Below are 17,538 nucleotides of genomic sequence, written 5' to 3' on the forward strand. Positions count from 1 at the left end.
TGATGAGCAGACCAAACGCATGATTCGCCGCGCGATTCTGAAAGCGGTGGCGATCCCCGGTTACCAGGTACCGTTTGGCGGACGTGAAATGCCGATGCCCTACGGCTGGGGAACCGGCGGTATTCAGCTCACCGCCAGCGTGATTGGCGAGCCGGACGTGCTGAAGGTAATTGACCAGGGCGCGGATGACACCACTAACGCCGTGTCGATTCGCAACTTCTTTAAACGCGTGACCGGGGTGAACACCACCGAGCGCACGGAAGACGCGACGCTGATCCAGACCCGCCACCGCATCCCGGAAACGCCGCTGGTGGAAGACCAGATCATTATCTTTCAGGTCCCGATCCCCGAGCCGTTGCGCTTTATCGAGCCGCGCGAAACGGAAACCCGCACCATGCACGCGCTGGAAGAGTACGGCATCATGCAGGTGAAACTGTATGAAGATATCGCCCGCTTCGGCCATATCGCCACCACTTACGCCTATCCGGTGAAGGTTAACGACCGCTACGTCATGGACCCGTCGCCAATTCCAAAATTCGACAATCCGAAGATGGACATGATGCCGGCCCTGCAACTGTTTGGCGCAGGCCGCGAAAAACGCATCTATGCCGTTCCACCTTACACCCGCGTGGAAAGCCTCGATTTCGACGATCACCCGTTTACCGTGCAGAGCTGGGATGAGCCTTGCGCCATCTGTGGCTCAACCCACAGCTATCTCGATGAAGTGGTGCTCGATGACACCGGCAAACGCATGTTTGTCTGCTCCGACACCGACTACTGCCGCCAACAGAGTGAGGCCCTCAGCAAATGACGCAACCGCTGCTTTCAGTCAACAACCTGACCCATCTCTACGCGCCGGGCAAGGGCTTCAGCGATGTCTCTTTTGACCTGTGGCCTGGCGAAGTGCTGGGTATCGTCGGCGAGTCCGGTTCAGGCAAAACCACGCTGCTGAAATCGATCTCTTCACGGCTAACGCCGCAGAGCGGTGAGATTTTGTATCAGAACCGTTCGCTGTACGGCATGAACGAGGCCGACCGTCGCCGTCTGCTGCGCACCGAATGGGGCGTGGTGCATCAGCATCCGCTGGATGGCCTGCGCCGTCAGGTCTCCGCTGGCGGCAATATCGGCGAACGCCTGATGGCCACCGGGGCGCGCCACTACGGCGACATCCGTGCCACCGCGCAGCGTTGGCTGGAGGAAGTGGAGATCCCGGCCTCGCGTATCGACGACCTGCCAACCACCTTTTCCGGCGGCATGCAGCAGCGCCTGCAGATCGCCCGCAACCTCGTCACCCATCCCAAACTGGTGTTTATGGACGAGCCCACCGGCGGTCTGGACGTTTCCGTACAGGCCAAACTGCTGGACCTGCTGCGCGGCCTGGTGGTGGAACTGGATCTGGCAGTGGTTATTGTCACCCACGATCTGGGCGTAGCGCGCCTGCTGGCCGACCGTTTGCTGGTGATGAAGCAGGGTCAGGTGGTGGAAAGTGGGTTAACCGACCGCGTACTCGACGACCCGCATCATCCGTATACCCAGTTGCTGGTGTCATCTGTTTTGCAAAACTGATTTTGTCTTGCCGGGTGGCGCTTCGCGACCCGGCCTACGGATCGGCATCGGTTGTAGGCCTGATAAGCGAAGCGCCATCAGGCAATCGAACGCAAAAAAGCTTAAAGGGGCTAAAAATGAACGCGATTCGCGTTGAAAACGTCAGTAAAACCTTTGTACTGCATCAGCAAAACGGCGTGCGTCTGCCAGTGCTGCAAGACGCCACGCTGGAAGTTAAAAACGGCGAATGCGTGGTGCTGCACGGTCACTCTGGCAGCGGCAAATCCACGTTGCTGCGTTCGCTGTACGCCAACTACCTGCCGGATGAAGGACACATCCACATCCGCCACAGCGGCGAATGGGTCGATCTGGTGCAGGCTCCGGCGCGTAAAGTGCTGGAAGTTCGCCGTTCAACCATCGGCTGGGTCAGCCAGTTCTTGCGCGTGATCCCAAGGATTTCTGCGCTGGATGTGGTGATGCAGCCGCTGCTGGATCTCGGCGTGTCGCGCGAGGAGTGCGCAGCCAAAGCGGCTAACCTGCTTACCCGCCTGAACGTGCCGGAGCGGCTGTGGCATCTGGCGCCGTCGACGTTTTCCGGGGGCGAACAGCAGCGCGTCAATATCGCCCGAGGGTTTATCGTCGATTACCCGATTCTACTCCTCGATGAGCCCACCGCCTCGCTGGACGCCAAAAACAGCGCCGCCGTCGTCGCATTGATTGAAGAAGCGAAAGCCCGCGGCGCGGCAATTGTCGGCATTTTTCACGATCAAACCGTGCGCGACCGCGTCGCGGATCGCCTGCACCTGATGGGAACAACAGCATGATTATCAATAATGTAAAGCTGGTGCTGGAAGATGAAGTGGTGCAAGGATCGCTGGAAATTGAGGGCGGAACGATCCGCGCCTTTGCCGAAAGTCAGAGCCAACTGGCCCAAGCGATGGACGGAGAAGGCGGCTGGCTGCTGCCAGGGCTTATCGAGCTGCATACCGACAATCTCGACAAGTTTTTCACCCCGCGCCCGAAAGTAGACTGGCCCGCCCACTCGGCGATGAGCAGCCACGACGCGCTGATGGTCGCCAGCGGCATTACCACCGTGCTGGACGCGGTGGCGATTGGCGATGTGCGCGACGGTGGCGACCGTCTGGAAAATCTGGAGAAGATGATCAACGCGGTGGAAGAGACGCAAAAGCGCGGGGTCAATCGCGCCGAGCACCGCCTGCATTTGCGCTGCGAGCTGCCGCATCACACCACCCTACCGCTGTTTGAAAAACTGGTCAGTCGTGAGCCGGTGACGCTGGTATCGCTGATGGACCACTCCCCCGGCCAGCGTCAGTTTGCCAATCGAGAGAAGTACCGCGAGTACTATCAGGGCAAGTATTCACTTACCGACGAGCAAATGGCCCGCTACGAAGAAGAACAGTTAGCTCTGGCTGCACGTTGGTCGCAACCCAACCGCACGGCGATTGCTCAGATGTGTCGTGAGCGCCAGATAGCGCTGGCGAGCCATGACGATGCCACCTGCGATCATGTGCTGGAATCGCATCAACTTGGCAGCGTGATTGCCGAATTTCCTACTACCTTTGCCGCCGCAGAGGCCTCGCGCCAGCATGGCATGAACGTGCTGATGGGCGCGCCCAACATCGTGCGCGGCGGTTCTCACTCCGGCAACGTGGCGGCGCATAAGCTGGCTGAGCTGGGGCTGCTGGATATTCTCTCCTCCGACTACTACCCCGCCAGCCTGCTCGATGCGGCATTCCGCGTGGCAGACGATGACGCCAACCGCTTTACGCTGCCGCAGGCCATTCGTCTGGTGACCCGCAATCCGGCGCGGGCATTAAATCTCGACGATCGTGGCGTTGTAGCCGAAGGTAAACGCGCGGATCTGGTGCTGGCGCATCGCAAAGGCGATCACATCCATATTGACCACGTCTGGCGTCAGGGCAAAAGGGTATTCTGACTATGGGGAAACTGATCTGGCTGATGGGGCCGTCCGGCTCCGGTAAGGACAGTCTACTGGCAGAACTTCGCCAGCAGGAACCTGCGCAACTGCTGGTGGCGCACCGTTACATCACCCGCGCCGCCAACGCCGGGAATGAAAACCATATTGCCCTCAGCGAACCAGAGTTTTTTACCCGCGCCGGGCAGAACCTGCTGGCGCTGAGCTGGCATGCCAACGGCTTCTATTACGGCGTCGGCGTAGAGATTGACCTCTGGCTGCACGCCGGTTTTGATGTGGTTGTCAACGGCTCGCGCGCGCATCTGCCCCAGGCGCAGGCCCGTTATGGTGCTTCTTTACTTCCCATTTGCTTACAGGTTTCCCCGGCCATTTTACGCCAGCGCCTGCAGGCACGTGGACGGGAGAGCGAAACGGAAATCGCTGCCCGCCTTGAACGTGCGGCACGCTACACGCCGTATGACTGCCACGTCCTGAACAATGATGGAAGTTTGCTACAGTCTGTCGATACACTGCTCACACTGATGGGACGCAAGGAGAAGAAACATGTCTGTCTGTGAATTACGCCGCGCCACGCTATACGATACCGATGCGGTTTACGCGCTTATCTGTGAGTTGAAACAGGGCCAATTCGACCTGCAGGCCTTTAGCGCCGGCTACGCCGCAAATCTGCAAGATCCCAATATGCACTACCAGCTGGCGCTGCTCGACGGACAGGTCGTCGGCTTGATCGGTCTGCACCTGCAGTTTCATCTGCACCACGCCAACTGGATTGGCGAGATCCAGGAACTGGTGGTGATGCCACAGGCGCGAGGACTAAAAGTGGGTAGTCAGTTACTGGCCTGGGCCGAAGCCACCGCGCGCGAAGCGGGCGCAGAAATAACCGAGCTTTCTACCAGTACCCAACGCCTTGACGCGCACCGCTTTTACCAGCGCGAAGGCTATACCATGAGCCATTTTCGCTTCACCAAACCGTTGTAGGGGGAGCCATGAGTCTGACCATTACGCTGACGGGAACCGGCGGCGCGCAACTGGTGCCAGCATTTGGATGTGACTGTGCGGCCTGCCAACGAGCACGCTTACAGGCGCAATACCGTCGACGCCCTTGTAGCGGGGTGGTCAAATTTAACAATGCGGTGACGCTGCTGGACGCGGGGAGCCCGCATCTGATGGACGACTGGCCAGCAGGCAGCTTCCAGCAGTTTCTGCTCACCCACTACCATATGGATCACGTGCAGGGGCTGTTTCCGCTGCGCTGGGGCGTGGGGGCGACTATCCCGGTGTACGGTCCGCCGGATGAACAGGGATGCGACGATCTATTTAAGCACCCTGGCATCCTCGATTTTAGCCATACCGTCGCGCCATTCGTGGTGTTTAACCTGCAAGGGTTGCAGGTGACGCCACTCCCGCTCAACCATTCAAAGCTGACGTTTGGCTATCTGCTGGAGACCGCGCACAGCCGCGTGGCGTGGCTCTCCGATACCGCCGGACTTCCCGACAAGACGCTGAAGTTTCTCCACAATAACCAGCCTCAGGTGATTATCATCGACTGCAGCCACGCCCCGCGCGCCGAGCCGCCACGCAATCACAGCGATGTAAATACCGTTATCGCCTTGAACGAGGTTATCCGCTGCCCACGGGTGATCCTGACGCATATCAGTCATCAGTTTGATTTGTGGATGATGGAGAATCCGCTACCGACAGGGCTCGAAGCCGGGTATGACGGAATGGAAATTGTGCTGAGGTAGGTTTACATCGCACTAAAACACTTGTTAACAGGTCTCTGCCCCCTATAACCTTGCCGGCGAAAGATTGCGCTAACGATCGTAATCTTCTTCCATTCTGCGCTCTTCGTCTTCTAACTGACGCCGTTCCTGATCGAGCTGGCACTGGCGGTCATCCAGTTGGCGGCGTCGGTCTTCAAACTGGCGGCGGCGATTATCATACTGCCTGCGACGATCGTCACTCATCTGTCGCTGCCAGCTTTCATCACGAGAGTCGTCATAATCCCGCCCGCTGTCCGGTTTGTATGCGTCGTTAATTGCCTGCTGAATATTGCCGATGGCGTCATCGATAATATCGGCCTGCGCCGATACGGTGGTCATCATCAGCAGAGTGAAAAGTAAGAATGTCGCGGAGCGTTGCATAAAACCAGCCTCATCAAGAAACTCGCCCCACGGTAATCAAAGCGTATTTGCGCGGGTAGCGGAGGAATCTCAATTACGCGAATGCCGCAGCGCCTGCGCCAGTTCTCCCCGAGTGAAGGGCTTACGCAATAACGCCACATCTGGCAGCGCCGGATTATGCGCCGGACGTAAATCCTGGCCGCTAATCAGCAGGATGTTCAGTTGTGGATAATGTGCCAGCGCATGATTAACCACATCCACACCGCTTAAACCACCGGGCAGCATTAAGTCGCTGATAAAAATATCAATCTCGGATGAAGCCGCCAGCATATGCATAGCCTGTTCGCCGTTGGCGGCCTCTAACGTCAGGTAGCCCAGCAGGTGTAATTGCTCACATAACGTCTGGCGCACATCGGCTTCATCTTCGAGAACCAGCACCAGTTTTTCACCGCGAGTCGGGGTGTGCTGTGCGATTGTCTCCACCGGTGTCTGCACCGGCACAACCGCGCGAGGAAGCTGCAATCTGACCGTCGTTCCCTGCCCAGGGGCGCTTTCAATCTCCACGCGGCCACCGGACTGGCGCACAAAACCGTAGACCATAGACAGCCCCAGCCCACTGCCGCTGCCGGTCTGTTTGGTGGTGAAAAACGGCTCGAAGACCTGAGCTTTCACCTCCTGCGACATCCCACTTCCCTGGTCGGCAACTTCCAGCATCACCATATCCTGCTTACGCCCATCGCTGCGCGTGACCCGCTGATTCCAGGTACGGATTTTAATCGTGCCCGCCTGCCCGTCCATGGCGTCACGGGCATTCATCACCAGATTAATAATGGCGTTCTCCAGTTGGCTGACATCAATCCACGCGGGCCAGGCGGGAGACTGGGCTTCAATCTCCAGCGTCAACGTAGCCGGAAGAGAGTGGCGCATCAGTTCGCCCAAATTTTCCAGCAGCGTTTTCAGCTCCACCGCATGGGGATGCAACGACTGTTTGCGCGAAAAGGCCAGCAGCCGCTGGGTAAGGAGCGCCCCGCGCTCGGCGGCTTTTAGCGCCCGATTGACCCGTGGCGCATCAGGGGAGTCTGGGTTCACCAGATCCAGGCTGCCAATAATGACCGCCAGCAGGTTATTGAAATCATGCGCTAATCCGCCCGTCAGTTGCCCTACAGCCTTCAGTTTCTGACTGTGCAACAGCGCTTCCTCCAGCCCCTGGCGCTCGGTGCGGTCGATTTCCATCTGGCTGGTTTTTTCTTTTAGCAGTCGGGTGGTGTGCTCCAGCGATGCCGTATTACGGGCGAAGACGCTAAAGGCGCGGGCCAGCTCGCCCAGCTCATCGCGCCGCTGCAGGGCCGGGACGCTAACGTCCGATTCACCGTGCGCCAGCCGGGTCATCGCCCGCGAAATGGCCGTCAGGTTAGAACCGAGGTTACGGTAGATATACCAGCCGGCAAAACCGGTGATCACCACCGCCAACAGCGCAAACACCAAAATAAACAACGCGCCGGATTGCAGTTCCTGATGGCTTTGCGCCACCCGCTGTTCGGAGATCAGCGCCACCTGCGAAGCATACCGGTTGATATCGCTGTTGAGGATCGCCACCAGCGCTTTGATATGAAACATATACCAGTTGATCGCCAAATCGCTCTGCTCCAGCGCAGAAGAAAGCGGCTCCAGCTTATGCAACTCCAGGTTGAAGTCGGTGAGGATGTTGGTAATCAGCGGATTGCTATTTTGCACAGGCAGCGCGGGCATCACGCCGTCCAGTTGTTTCACCACCGAACGCGGCGTGGGTGTTTCAATGGCGGCAACAATTAAGCGGTCTATCTGCCCCAGCAGCACGTCATCCTGCGCGCCGGTCAGCTTTTGCAGATGACGTAAATAACTTTGATTCTGATACAGCGAACTGAGCAGGGCGTTACGTTCCAGATGTCGCCGTTGCCCGCGCTGCAGCATACCTTCCACGCTGCTTTGTAGCTCCTGGCTGCGCTGGATAATACGCTCGACCAGCGCCGGCTCCTGCTGCGCCAACGGCGCGGTGGCCAACTGTTCCAGCGAATGCTTCAGCGCCCGTTGCGTCTCCTGCAGCCGCTCCGCTTCACCTTTGTATTCCAGCGCGCCGACCACCTGCGACAGCCGCACCGCCGCCGTCGCCACGTTCGCCGTATCCCGGGCCAGGTTCATGCTGCCGGTCATGTCGTCAACGGTTTGCTGCTGTACCTGTTCCTGGATTTGACTGGCATGCTGAAACCCCAGCACCGCCACACCGCTTACCATCAGCGTGACCGTCACCACCAGCAGATTGAAGAACAGCAATCGTCCGCGCGCACTGGCGAAAAAGTGACGTCCTGGTTGCGGCATATCACGCTCCGTGAAGAAAAATCGCAATATGACAAATATGAACGGCTTCTGACATTTTGCATTTACATTCCTGTGATGGACTGCTGATATCGGCCACCCCACAGGAGATCCGCTATGAGCAGGACACCGGTTCTGGAGATGCGCAAGATTGCCAAAGCGTTTGGTAAATTTTACGCGCTGAAAGGGGTCGATTTAACGGTCTGGCCGGGTGAGATTCATGCCCTGATGGGTGAGAACGGCGCGGGGAAAAGCACCCTGATGAAGATCCTTGCGGGCGCGTATACGGCCACCAGCGGTGAGATCCTGATCGACGGTCAGCCGTTTCACATTCGCGGGCCAAAAGACGCGCTCAGCGCAGGCATCACGCTGATTTACCAAGAGATGCAGCTCGCGCCGAACCTGACGGTGGCGGAAAATATCTTTCTAGGCAGCGAGCTGTCGCGCGGCGGTCTGGTCCAGCGTAAAGAGATGGTGATGCAGTCGCAGAAAGTCATCGACCGGCTCGGCGCCCAGTTTAAGGCCAGCGATCGCGTGATGACGTTGACCATCGCCGAACAGCAGCAGGTGGAAATCGCCCGCGCCCTGCACCGTAACAGCCGCATTCTGGTGATGGATGAACCCACTGCCGCCCTCTCCTCACGTGAAACCCACCGCTTGTTTGAACTGATCATGCGCCTGCGCGATGAGGGGATGGCGATTATCTACATTAGCCACCGCATGGCGGAGGTGTATGAACTCTCGGACCGCGTCAGCGTCCTGCGCGACGGGCAATATGTAGGCAGCCTGACCCGAGACAAACTCAACGCCTCTGAGCTGGTGCGCATGATGGTGGGCCGACCGTTAAGCGATTTGTTCAACAAAGAGCGCGATATTCCCTTAGGTAAAGCGCGCCTCAACGTCCACCACCTGACCGACGGCCATAAAGTCCAGCCGTGCAGTTTACTGGTGCGCTCCGGGGAGATCGTCGGCCTTGCCGGGTTAGTCGGCGCCGGGCGTTCTGAACTGGCTCAACTGATTTTTGGCGTGCGTAAAGCCATCGGCGGCATGATTGAAGTAGACGGTGAACCGGTGGTGATCCACTCCCCTCGCGAGGCAATTGACCACGGCATTGGCTTTCTGACGGAAAACCGCAAAGAGCAGGGATTGTTTTTAGAGCTGGCGGCAGCAGAGAACATCACCATGGCGACGCTGGAACGTGACGCCAACTGGGGCATGCTCGATCGCAAAAAGGCGCAGGCTATTTCCGATGACGCCATCCAATTGCTCAACATCCGCGTTCCGCACGCCCAGGTACGCGCGGGCGGGCTGTCCGGTGGTAATCAGCAAAAGCTGCTGATTTCACGCTGGGTCGCGATCGGCCCACGCATTTTGATCCTCGATGAACCCACGCGCGGCGTGGATGTTGGCGCCAAAAGCGAGATCTACCGGATCATGAACGACATGGCGCGCAAAGGCGTGGCGATCCTGATGATCTCCAGCGAATTGCCGGAAGTCGTCGGTATGAGCGATCGCGTGTACGTCATGCGGGAAGGCAGCATTGCCGGTGAGCTGAACGGGCAAAGTATTACCCAGGAAAATATTATGACGCTGGCAACCGGCGTGAACGACTCCCATCATCAGGCGGTGTCCCATGAATAATCCAACCACTCCCCAGCAGGTGGCGAAATCCGCCTCCGCGAAAAAATTGCTGATGAGCGATCTGATGCAAACGGTCGGCATCTTGCCGATTCTCATCCTGATAGTGGCGGTGTTTGGCTTTATCGCGCCAAACTTTTTTACCGAAAGCAACCTGTTGAATATAACCCGCCAGGCGTCGATCAACATCGTGCTGGCGGCTGGCATGACCTTCATTATTTTGACCGGCGGGATCGACCTCTCGGTTGGCTCGATTCTCGGCACCACCGCCGTCGCGGCTATGGTCGTTTCGCTGATCCCTGAGTTTGCCATGCTGTCGATTCCGGCGGCGCTGATGCTCGGTCTGGTGCTGGGGTTGTTTAACGGCGCGCTGGTTGCTTTTGCCGGACTGCCACCGTTTATCGTCACGCTTGGAACGTATACGGCGCTGCGCGGCGCGGCCTATCTGCTGGCCGACGGCACGACGGTGATCAATTCCAATATCAGCTTTGAGTGGATCGGTAACAACTATCTTGGTCCGGTTCCGTGGCTAGTGGTCATTGCGCTGGCGGTGGTGGTGATGTGCTGGTTCATTCTTAGGCGCACCACACTCGGCGTTCATATTTATGCGGTCGGCGGCAATATGCAGGCCGCTCGTTTAACCGGTATCAAAGTGTGGCTGGTGCTGCTGTTCGTCTACGGCATGAGCGGTGTGCTCTCAGGTCTTGGCGGGGTGATGAGCGCCTCGCGGCTATACAGCGCCAACGGCAACTTAGGCATGGGTTACGAGCTGGACGCCATCGCGGCGGTGATCCTCGGCGGTACCAGCTTTGTTGGGGGGATCGGTACCATCACCGGCACGCTGGTAGGGGCGTTGATTATCGCCACGCTCAATAACGGCATGACGCTGATGGGCGTCTCCTATTTCTGGCAACTGGTGATCAAAGGGGCGGTGATCATCATAGCGGTACTGATCGACAAATACCGTACCCGACACCATCAAAGTGCATAACAACAACATCTTACTTCGAGGAATACAGCATGAGATTGAAGCCCTTAGTCACCGCGCTCTGTGCTGGCGCACTGCTTGCTGCAGCTCCGTTTGTGCAGGCAAAAGAACTGAAATCGATCGGCGTTACGGTGGGCGATCTGGCCAACCCGTTCTTCGTGCAGATCACCAAAGGCGCGGAACTGGAAGCACGCAAACTGGCGGGTGATAGCGTTAAAGTGACGCTGGTTTCCAGCGGCTACGATCTGGGACAACAGGTGTCGCAAATCGACAACTTTATTGCCGCCAAGGTCGACATGATTATTCTTAACGCCGCCGACTCCAAAGGCATCGGCCCAGCGGTAAAACGCGCGAAAGACGCAGGGATTGTAGTGGTTGCCGTTGACGTAGCGGCGGAAGGCGCTGATGCGACCATTACCTCCGATAACACCCAGGCGGGTGAAATGGCCTGTAAATACATTACCGACCGTCTGAAAGGGAAAGGCAACGTCGTCATTATCAACGGGCCGCCGGTTTCCGCCGTCCAGAACCGCGTGGAAGGCTGCCAGACAGAGTTTAAACGCCACCCGGATATCAAGGTGCTGTCGTATAACCAAAATGCTAAAGGCAGTCGCGAAGGCGGGCTGGAGATCATGACCGCGCTGCTGGCGGCAAATCCGAAGATCGACGGCGTATTCGCCATTAACGATCCTACGGCGATCGGTGCCGATCTGGCAGCAAAACAGGCACAACGTAGCGAATTCTTTATTGTCGGCGTAGACGGATCGCCAGACGCAGAAGAAGCGTTGAAGCGGGAAAACTCACTATTTGTGGCGACGCCTGCACAAGATCCGCAGGTGATGGCTGCCAAAGCGGTCGAAATCGGCTATGACATATTGCAGGGGAAACCCGCCCCGAAAGAGCCCGTACTGATCCCGGTGACGATGATCGATAAAAACAACGTCGGCAGCTATAAGGGTTGGACGGTGAAATAACCCGCCACAACAACGCCGGATGGCGGCAAAAATGCCTTATCCGACCTACAAGATCGGTATGATTTTGTAGGCCGGATAAGCGCAGCGCCATCCGGCATGATATTAAGGAGGATTCTGCCGATGAAACGTTCCGCTATCAACGAGATACTGGGCCACACGCGCCAGTTTTTCTCTCTGCACGACGTGCATCTCCCCCCTTTCGCCAGTTTCCCGCCGACCCAATGGCGCAAGCTTGATCCCGCAGCCTGGAGCGAAGTTTTCGACCTTAAGCTCGGTTGGGATGTCACCGCGTTTGGCGGCAACAATTTCGCCGCGCAAGGGTTAACGCTGTTTACCCTGCGTAATGGCTCGCCCAAAGGAATGCCTTACGAGAAATGCTACGCCGAGAAAATCATGCATGTTCGCGATGCGCAGGTGACGCCGATGCATTTTCACTGGCGCAAACGCGAAGACATTATCAATCGCGGCGGCGGTAATTTAATTGTGGAACTGTGGAATGCGGGGCTCCGAGAACAAACGGAGGACAGCGACGTGAGCGTGGTGATTGACGGCTGTCGGCAAACCCATGCGGCAGGCAGTCAACTGCGCCTGACGCCGGGTGAAAGCATCTGCCTGCCACCGGGCCTGTATCACAGCTTCTGGGCGGAAGAAGGTTTTGGCGACGTGCTGGTCGGCGAGGTTTCTTCTGTTAATGACGACGACCACGATAACCACTTTCTGCAACCGATCGCCCGCTATAACGACATTGAAGAAGACGAACCGGCGCAGCTGGTGCTGTGTAATGAGTATCGCCTGTTCCGCTAACCAAGGAGCGCATTATGCCGTTGATATCTCTCGCCGATGGCCTTGCCCATGCCCGCGAGCACCGCTATGCCTTAGGGGCGTTTAACGTTCTGGACTCACACTTCCTGCGCGCGCTGTTTGCCGCGGCAAAGCAGGAACGTTCGCCGTTTATCATCAACATCGCCGAGGTGCATTTTAAATATATCTCGTTGGATTCTCTGGTCGAAGCGGTCAAGTTCGAAGCCGCGCGGCATGACATTCCGGTAGTGCTGAACCTTGACCACGGCCTGCACTTTGAGTCGGTGGTTCGGGCACTGCGCTTAGGTTTCAGTTCAGTGATGTTTGATGGCTCCACGCTGGAGTATGAAGAAAATATTCGTCAAACTCGCGAAGTGGTGAAGATGTGTCACGCCGTCGGCGTATCGGTGGAAGCCGAACTGGGCGCGGTGGGAGGCGATGAGGGCGGCGCGTTGTATGGTCATGCCGACGAGTCGCTATTTACCGACCCGATGATGGCGCGTGATTTCGTCGACAGAACCGGGATTGACGCGCTGGCGGTCGCCATTGGTAATGCACACGGCAAATATAAAGGCGAACCGGTGCTCGACTTTCCGCGTCTTGACGCCCTTCGCCAGCAGGCGGCGATCCCGCTGGTACTGCACGGCGGTTCCGGCATCAGCAACGACGATTTCAAGCGCGCAATTGAACTCGGCATTCACAAAATCAACTTCTATACCGGCATGTCGCAGGCGGCGCTGTCGGCAGTAGAGACAAGAATAGCGAATCGTCAGCCCCTGTACGACGAATTCGCCGAACTGCTGCTCGCCATTGAAGAGGCCATTACCGATACCGTTTCAGAACAGATGCGTATTTTTGGCAGCGCGGGACGGGTCTGATGGAACGCAGAGGCGTTATCGCCGCAGGCAACATGCTGGTCGATCATGTGCATCAAATTGTGCAGTGGCCGGAACGCGGCTGGCTGGCGGAAATCATCCGTAGCGAACGCGCGACGGGCGGTGCGCCGCTGAACGTACTGCTGACGCTGGCGAAAATGCACACCGGACTGCCGCTGCAGGCGGTGGGGTTAATCGGTCAGGATAGCGACGGCGACTACATCATGGCGATGCTGGAGCAGTATCATGTTAATCGCCAACATGTGCAGCGCACGACTTTCGCCCCCACGTCGATGTCACAGGTGATGACCGATCCCAGCGGTCAGCGCACCTTTTTCCACTCCCCCGGCGCCAACCGGCTGCTGGATCTACCCGCTTTTGAGCAACTGGATACCTCGATGAAAATCTTCCATCTTGGCTATCTGCTGCTGCTCGACAGTCTGGACATGCCGGATGAGGAGTACGGCACGCGTAGCGCACGGCTGCTGGCGCAAATGCGCGACAACGGCTTTGAAACATCACTGGATCTGGTTTCACGCAAGGGCGACCCGCGCTATCAGCCGTTGGTGATGCCAGCCCTGCGCCATCTCGACTATCTGGTAATTAACGAGCTGGAAGCCGGGGAATTCAGCGGGCTGGAGATCCGCCAGCCCAACGGGGAGCTGCATATTGCGCACATCGCCACCGCTGCGCGCGAACTGCTGAATGCGGGCGTTCGCCAGCGGGTGGTTATCCACTGTCCGGAAGGCGCCTGGGGTGAAGCGCCGGATCTGCCGGGCGTCTGGATCCCGTCACAATATCTGGCGCAGGAGGAGATCGTTGGCAGCGTCGGGGCGGGAGATGCGTTTTGCGCCGGATTTTTGTATGGCTGTCATGAACGCTGGTCGCTGACGGACAGCGTCAGGCTGGCACACGCCTGCGCACGAGCCAGTTTGCTGTGCGCCAACGCGATAGACAGCGCGAAAACGTTGGCAGAGCTAAAAGCCGATATAGCGTCCTTGTAGGCCGGATAAGACGTTTACGCCGCCTTATCATGATGCTGAACGTCGGCGGCAAACACATAGCCCAGTCCGCGCAGGGTTTTGATCAGCATCGGCTGATGCGGGTTGTTCTCTATTTTTCGCCGTAACCGCATGATTAGCACGTCAATGGTGCGGTCAAATACCTCAACGCTGTCGCTGCGCGTCAGTTCCAGCAGCTGTTCTCGGCTAAGTACCCGGCGGGCGTTTTGGGCCAGCGCCAGCAGCAGGCTGTATTCCCCCTGCGTCAACTCCACCTTCAGTTGCTGAGGATTATGTAACTGGCAACCGGCGGTATCGAGATGCCAACCGTTAAAAGAAAGCCCCGTGGTTTGCGGGCTGCCGCTTTCTGCCGTTAACACGCCGACGCGTCTGAGTACCGCCTTTACCCGCGCCACCAGCACCCGCGCATTGAACGGTTTACCGATGTAGTCGTCAGCGCCCATTTCCAACCCGACAACCACATCCGACTCGCTGCCAAGCCCGGTCAGCATCACCACCGGTAATCCGGGTCTCATCTTTTGCACCTGCTGCAGCACCATCAGACCGTTAATATCAGGCAACATCATGTCCAGCAATACCAGAGCGATTTCCGGCTGAGTCTCAATGCAGCGCAGCGCCTCCTGCCCGGTGTGACATGCGGTCACTGAAAAGACGTGTTCGCTCAGCACATCCTGTAAAAGCGTGCAGACAGCGATGTCATCATCCACAACCAGTATGGCTGGCTTCATTGTTTTTCCCCATTTCTGGCCAACTTAAATGAGTGTGATTGATTCTGCACAGAGTGACAGCGATAAGGCACAAGGATGTGTGGGAAACATAACCTCGGTCACACTGCCGGGCCGTCACGTATTGGAGATTCGTCACGTCAAATATGACGACAGCCTGTTTTTCGTCAGGGTTTTGCGCAAAATTCGCCCGTAATATCGACTAATGCCCCTGATAAAAACATGGCATAAAAGATGCATAACTCAAGCGACAAGCGCGTATGCGTGATTTGATTAACTGGAGCGAGACCGATGAAAAAAGTCGTCACGGTTTGCCCATATTGCGCATCAGGTTGCAAAATCAACCTGGTGGTCGATAACGGCAAAATCGTCCGGGCTGAAGCGGCGCAGGGGAAAACCAACCAGGGTACCTTGTGTCTGAAGGGCTACTATGGCTGGGATTTTATCAATGATACCCAGATCCTGACCCCTCGTCTGAAAACCCCAATGATCCGTCGCCAGCGTGGCGGCAAACTGGAATCCGTTTCCTGGGATGAAGCGCTTGATTACGTCGCCACTCGTCTGAGCGCCATCAAAGCGAAGTATGGCCCGGACGCTATTCAGACGACCGGTTCATCTCGCGGTACGGGTAACGAAACCAACTATGTAATGCAAAAATTCGCGCGCGCCGTTATTGGTACCAATAACGTTGACTGCTGCGCTCGCGTCTGACACGGCCCTTCGGTTGCAGGTCTGCACCAATCGGTCGGTAACGGCGCAATGAGTAATGCTATCAATGAAATTGATAACACAGATTTAGTGTTCATCTTCGGGTACAACCCGGCGGATTCCCACCCGATCGTGGCGAATCACGTGATTAACGCTAAACGTAACGGGGCGAAAATTATCGTCTGCGATCCGCGCAAAATTGAAACCGCGCGTATTGCCGATATGCACATCGCGTTGAAAAACGGCTCGAACATCGCGCTGCTCAACGCTATGGGTCATGTCATCATCGAAGAAAAACTGTATGACCAGGCGTTCGTCGCCTCCCGTACCGAAGGATTCGAAGAGTACAGCAAGATTGTCGAAGGCTACACGCCGGAGTCCGTCGAAGATATCACTGGCGTTAGCGCACAGGATATTCGTCAGGCTGCCCGTATGTACGCCACGGCAAAAAGCGCGGCCATCCTGTGGGGCATGGGTGTTACCCAGTTCTATCAGGGTGTGGAAACCGTGCGTTCACTGACCAGCCTCGCAATGCTGACCGGCAACCTCGGTAAGCCAAGCGTGGGCGTTAACCCGGTTCGTGGCCAGAACAACGTTCAGGGCGCATGCGACATGGGCGCGCTACCGGATACTTATCCGGGCTATCAGTATGTGAAAGATCCGGCTAACCGCGAGAAGTTCGCTAAAGCCTGGGGCGTGGAAAGTCTGCCTGCACATACCGGCTATCGCATCAGTGAACTGCCGCACCGTGCGGCGCATGGCGAAGTCCGCGCGGCGTACATTATGGGTGAAGATCCATTACAGACTGATGCTGAACTCTCCGCAGTGCGCAAAGGCTTTGAGGATCTGGAACTGGTCATCGTGCAGGATATCTTCATGACCAAAACTGCCGCTGCCGCAGACGTTATTTTACCGTCTACGTCATGGGGCGAGCATGAAGGCGTCTTCTCCGCGGCTGACCGTGGCTTCCAGCGCTTCTTTAAAGCCGTTGAGCCGAAGTGGGATCTGAAAACGGACTGGCAGATTATCAGTGAAATCGCCACCCGTATGGGCTACCCGATGCACTACAACAACACCCAGGAAATCTGGGATGAGTTGCGTCATCTGTGCCCGGATTTCTACGGTGCCACTTACGAGAAAATGGGCGAACTGGGCTATATCCAGTGGCCTTGCCGCGACACCTCAGAAACCGACCAGGGTACGTCTTATCTCTTCAAAGAGAAGTTCGATACCCCGAACGGTCTGGCGCAGTTCTTTACCTGCGACTGGGTAGCGCCAATCGACAAACTCACTGAGGAGTACCCGATGGTGCTGTCTACGGTGCGTGAAGTCGGCCACTACTCTTGCCGTTCGATGACCGGTAACTGTGCGGCGCTGGCCGCGCTGGCGGATGAACCGGGCTATGCCCAGATCAACACCGCCGACGCAGAACGCCTGGGCATCCAGGATGAAGAGCTGGTATGGGTTAACTCGCGTAAAGGCCGGGTCATTACCCGTGCAGCAGTCAGCGATCGTCCAAACAAAGGCGCGATTTACATGACCTACCAGTGGTGGATTGGCGCATGTAATGAGCTGGTAACCGAGAACTTAAGCCCGATTACCAAAACGCCGGAGTACAAGTACTGTGCCGTTAACGTTGAACGCATTGCCGATCAGCGCGCTGCCGAGCAGTATGTCATTGATGAGTACACCAAGCTGAAAGCCAGCCTGCGCGAAAGCGCGATGGGTTAGTCCGTTTACGTAACTGTTCTGCAACAGCCTCCGCCCGGAGGCTGTTTTTTTATCCATACGATCTCTTTATACTGTTCATTCCGTACCCTAAATAAAACT

Annotated in this window: 17 protein-coding genes; 14 read left to right on the plus strand and 3 right to left on the minus strand. The window is 57.2% G+C overall.

All coding sequences use genetic code 11. The annotated features are described in order from the left end of the window. The first annotated feature begins 19 nt into the window (after positions 1 to 19). The 7 genes from phnJ (at position 20) to phnP (ending at position 5,247) form a co-directional block, all read left to right on the plus strand. Positions 20 to 811, plus strand: coding sequence for an alpha-D-ribose 1-methylphosphonate 5-phosphate C-P-lyase PhnJ (phnJ, locus tag HV311_RS23120; protein WP_049259807.1), 792 nt, complete (start codon positions 20 to 22; stop codon positions 809 to 811). Next, the gene (phnK, locus tag HV311_RS23125; RefSeq protein ID WP_003844769.1) at positions 808 to 1,566 is read left to right on the plus strand and encodes a phosphonate C-P lyase system protein PhnK; all 759 of its coding nucleotides are present in this window, start codon (positions 808 to 810) and stop codon (positions 1,564 to 1,566) included. The genes phnJ and phnK overlap by 4 nt, the downstream gene beginning before the upstream one ends. Before the next feature lie 116 nt (positions 1,567 to 1,682). After that, the gene (gene phnL, locus HV311_RS23130; RefSeq protein WP_047499592.1) at positions 1,683 to 2,369 is read left to right on the plus strand and encodes a phosphonate C-P lyase system protein PhnL; all 687 of its coding nucleotides are present in this window, start codon (positions 1,683 to 1,685) and stop codon (positions 2,367 to 2,369) included. Further along, complete coding sequence (gene phnM, locus HV311_RS23135) at positions 2,366 to 3,502, plus strand: alpha-D-ribose 1-methylphosphonate 5-triphosphate diphosphatase (protein ID WP_016155393.1); 1,137 nt, start codon at positions 2,366 to 2,368, stop codon at positions 3,500 to 3,502. Before phnL ends, phnM begins: the two co-directional genes overlap by 4 nt. A gap of 2 nt (positions 3,503 to 3,504) precedes the next feature. Continuing rightward, complete coding sequence (gene phnN, locus HV311_RS23140) at positions 3,505 to 4,059, plus strand: ribose 1,5-bisphosphokinase (protein WP_016155392.1); 555 nt, start codon at positions 3,505 to 3,507, stop codon at positions 4,057 to 4,059. Then, positions 4,046 to 4,480: an aminoalkylphosphonate N-acetyltransferase gene (gene phnO, locus HV311_RS23145; RefSeq protein WP_046274567.1), complete on the plus strand. Its 435-nt coding sequence runs from the start codon at positions 4,046 to 4,048 to the stop codon at positions 4,478 to 4,480. Before phnN ends, phnO begins: the two co-directional genes overlap by 14 nt. 8 nt (positions 4,481 to 4,488) lie before the next feature. After that, the gene (gene phnP / locus HV311_RS23150; RefSeq protein WP_191220518.1) at positions 4,489 to 5,247 is read left to right on the plus strand and encodes a phosphonate metabolism protein PhnP; all 759 of its coding nucleotides are present in this window, start codon (positions 4,489 to 4,491) and stop codon (positions 5,245 to 5,247) included. Positions 5,248 to 5,316: 69 nt separating this feature from the next. Here phnP and yjdP read toward each other — a convergent pair whose 3' ends face one another. Next, the gene (gene yjdP, locus HV311_RS23155) at positions 5,317 to 5,646 is read right to left on the minus strand and encodes a DDRRRQL repeat protein YjdP (protein ID WP_191220519.1); all 330 of its coding nucleotides are present in this window, start codon (positions 5,644 to 5,646) and stop codon (positions 5,317 to 5,319) included. A gap of 69 nt (positions 5,647 to 5,715) precedes the next feature. Next, positions 5,716 to 7,980, minus strand: a complete 2,265-nt coding sequence (locus HV311_RS23160) for a hybrid sensor histidine kinase/response regulator (protein ID WP_191220520.1) — start codon at positions 7,978 to 7,980, stop codon at positions 5,716 to 5,718. 114 nt (positions 7,981 to 8,094) lie between these two features. On the opposite strand from HV311_RS23160, the gene HV311_RS23165 reads away from it, so the two are divergent. The 6 genes from HV311_RS23165 to HV311_RS23190 all read left to right on the plus strand — a co-directional run bounded on the left by HV311_RS23165 (position 8,095) and on the right by HV311_RS23190 (position 14,257). Further along, entirely contained in the window at positions 8,095 to 9,618 is a 1,524-nt protein-coding gene (locus HV311_RS23165; RefSeq protein ID WP_191220521.1) for a sugar ABC transporter ATP-binding protein, read from the plus strand. Then, a complete protein-coding gene (locus tag HV311_RS23170; protein WP_016155386.1) occupies positions 9,611 to 10,606 on the plus strand; it encodes an ABC transporter permease subunit in 996 nt (331 codons plus the stop codon). Before HV311_RS23165 ends, HV311_RS23170 begins: the two co-directional genes overlap by 8 nt. 29 nt (positions 10,607 to 10,635) lie before the next feature. Next, complete coding sequence (locus HV311_RS23175) at positions 10,636 to 11,577, plus strand: ABC transporter substrate-binding protein (protein WP_019077849.1); 942 nt, start codon at positions 10,636 to 10,638, stop codon at positions 11,575 to 11,577. 120 nt (positions 11,578 to 11,697) lie between these two features. Continuing rightward, positions 11,698 to 12,381, plus strand: a complete 684-nt coding sequence (locus HV311_RS23180; protein WP_053389713.1) for a D-lyxose/D-mannose isomerase — start codon at positions 11,698 to 11,700, stop codon at positions 12,379 to 12,381. 14 nt (positions 12,382 to 12,395) lie between these two features. Next, the gene (locus tag HV311_RS23185; protein ID WP_016155383.1) at positions 12,396 to 13,256 is read left to right on the plus strand and encodes a ketose 1,6-bisphosphate aldolase; all 861 of its coding nucleotides are present in this window, start codon (positions 12,396 to 12,398) and stop codon (positions 13,254 to 13,256) included. Further along, a complete protein-coding gene (locus HV311_RS23190) occupies positions 13,253 to 14,257 on the plus strand; it encodes a carbohydrate kinase family protein (RefSeq protein ID WP_191221219.1) in 1,005 nt (334 codons plus the stop codon). The genes HV311_RS23185 and HV311_RS23190 overlap by 4 nt, the downstream gene beginning before the upstream one ends. A gap of 14 nt (positions 14,258 to 14,271) precedes the next feature. On the opposite strand, the gene HV311_RS23195 is transcribed toward HV311_RS23190, so the two are convergent. Continuing rightward, positions 14,272 to 15,003 carry a response regulator gene (locus tag HV311_RS23195; RefSeq protein ID WP_191220522.1) on the minus strand — a complete coding sequence of 244 codons (732 nt, stop codon included), beginning with the start codon at positions 15,001 to 15,003 and terminating at the stop codon, positions 14,272 to 14,274. A gap of 288 nt (positions 15,004 to 15,291) precedes the next feature. On the opposite strand from HV311_RS23195, the gene fdhF reads away from it, so the two are divergent. Then, the gene (gene fdhF, locus HV311_RS23200) at positions 15,292 to 17,439 is read left to right on the plus strand and encodes a formate dehydrogenase subunit alpha (protein ID WP_191220523.1); all 2,148 of its coding nucleotides are present in this window, start codon (positions 15,292 to 15,294) and stop codon (positions 17,437 to 17,439) included. Positions 17,440 to 17,538 lie beyond the last annotated feature (99 nt).

Source organism: Citrobacter sp. RHBSTW-00881 (assembly GCF_013728515.1).
In the GTDB taxonomy this organism is placed as follows: domain Bacteria; phylum Pseudomonadota; class Gammaproteobacteria; order Enterobacterales; family Enterobacteriaceae; genus Citrobacter; species Citrobacter braakii.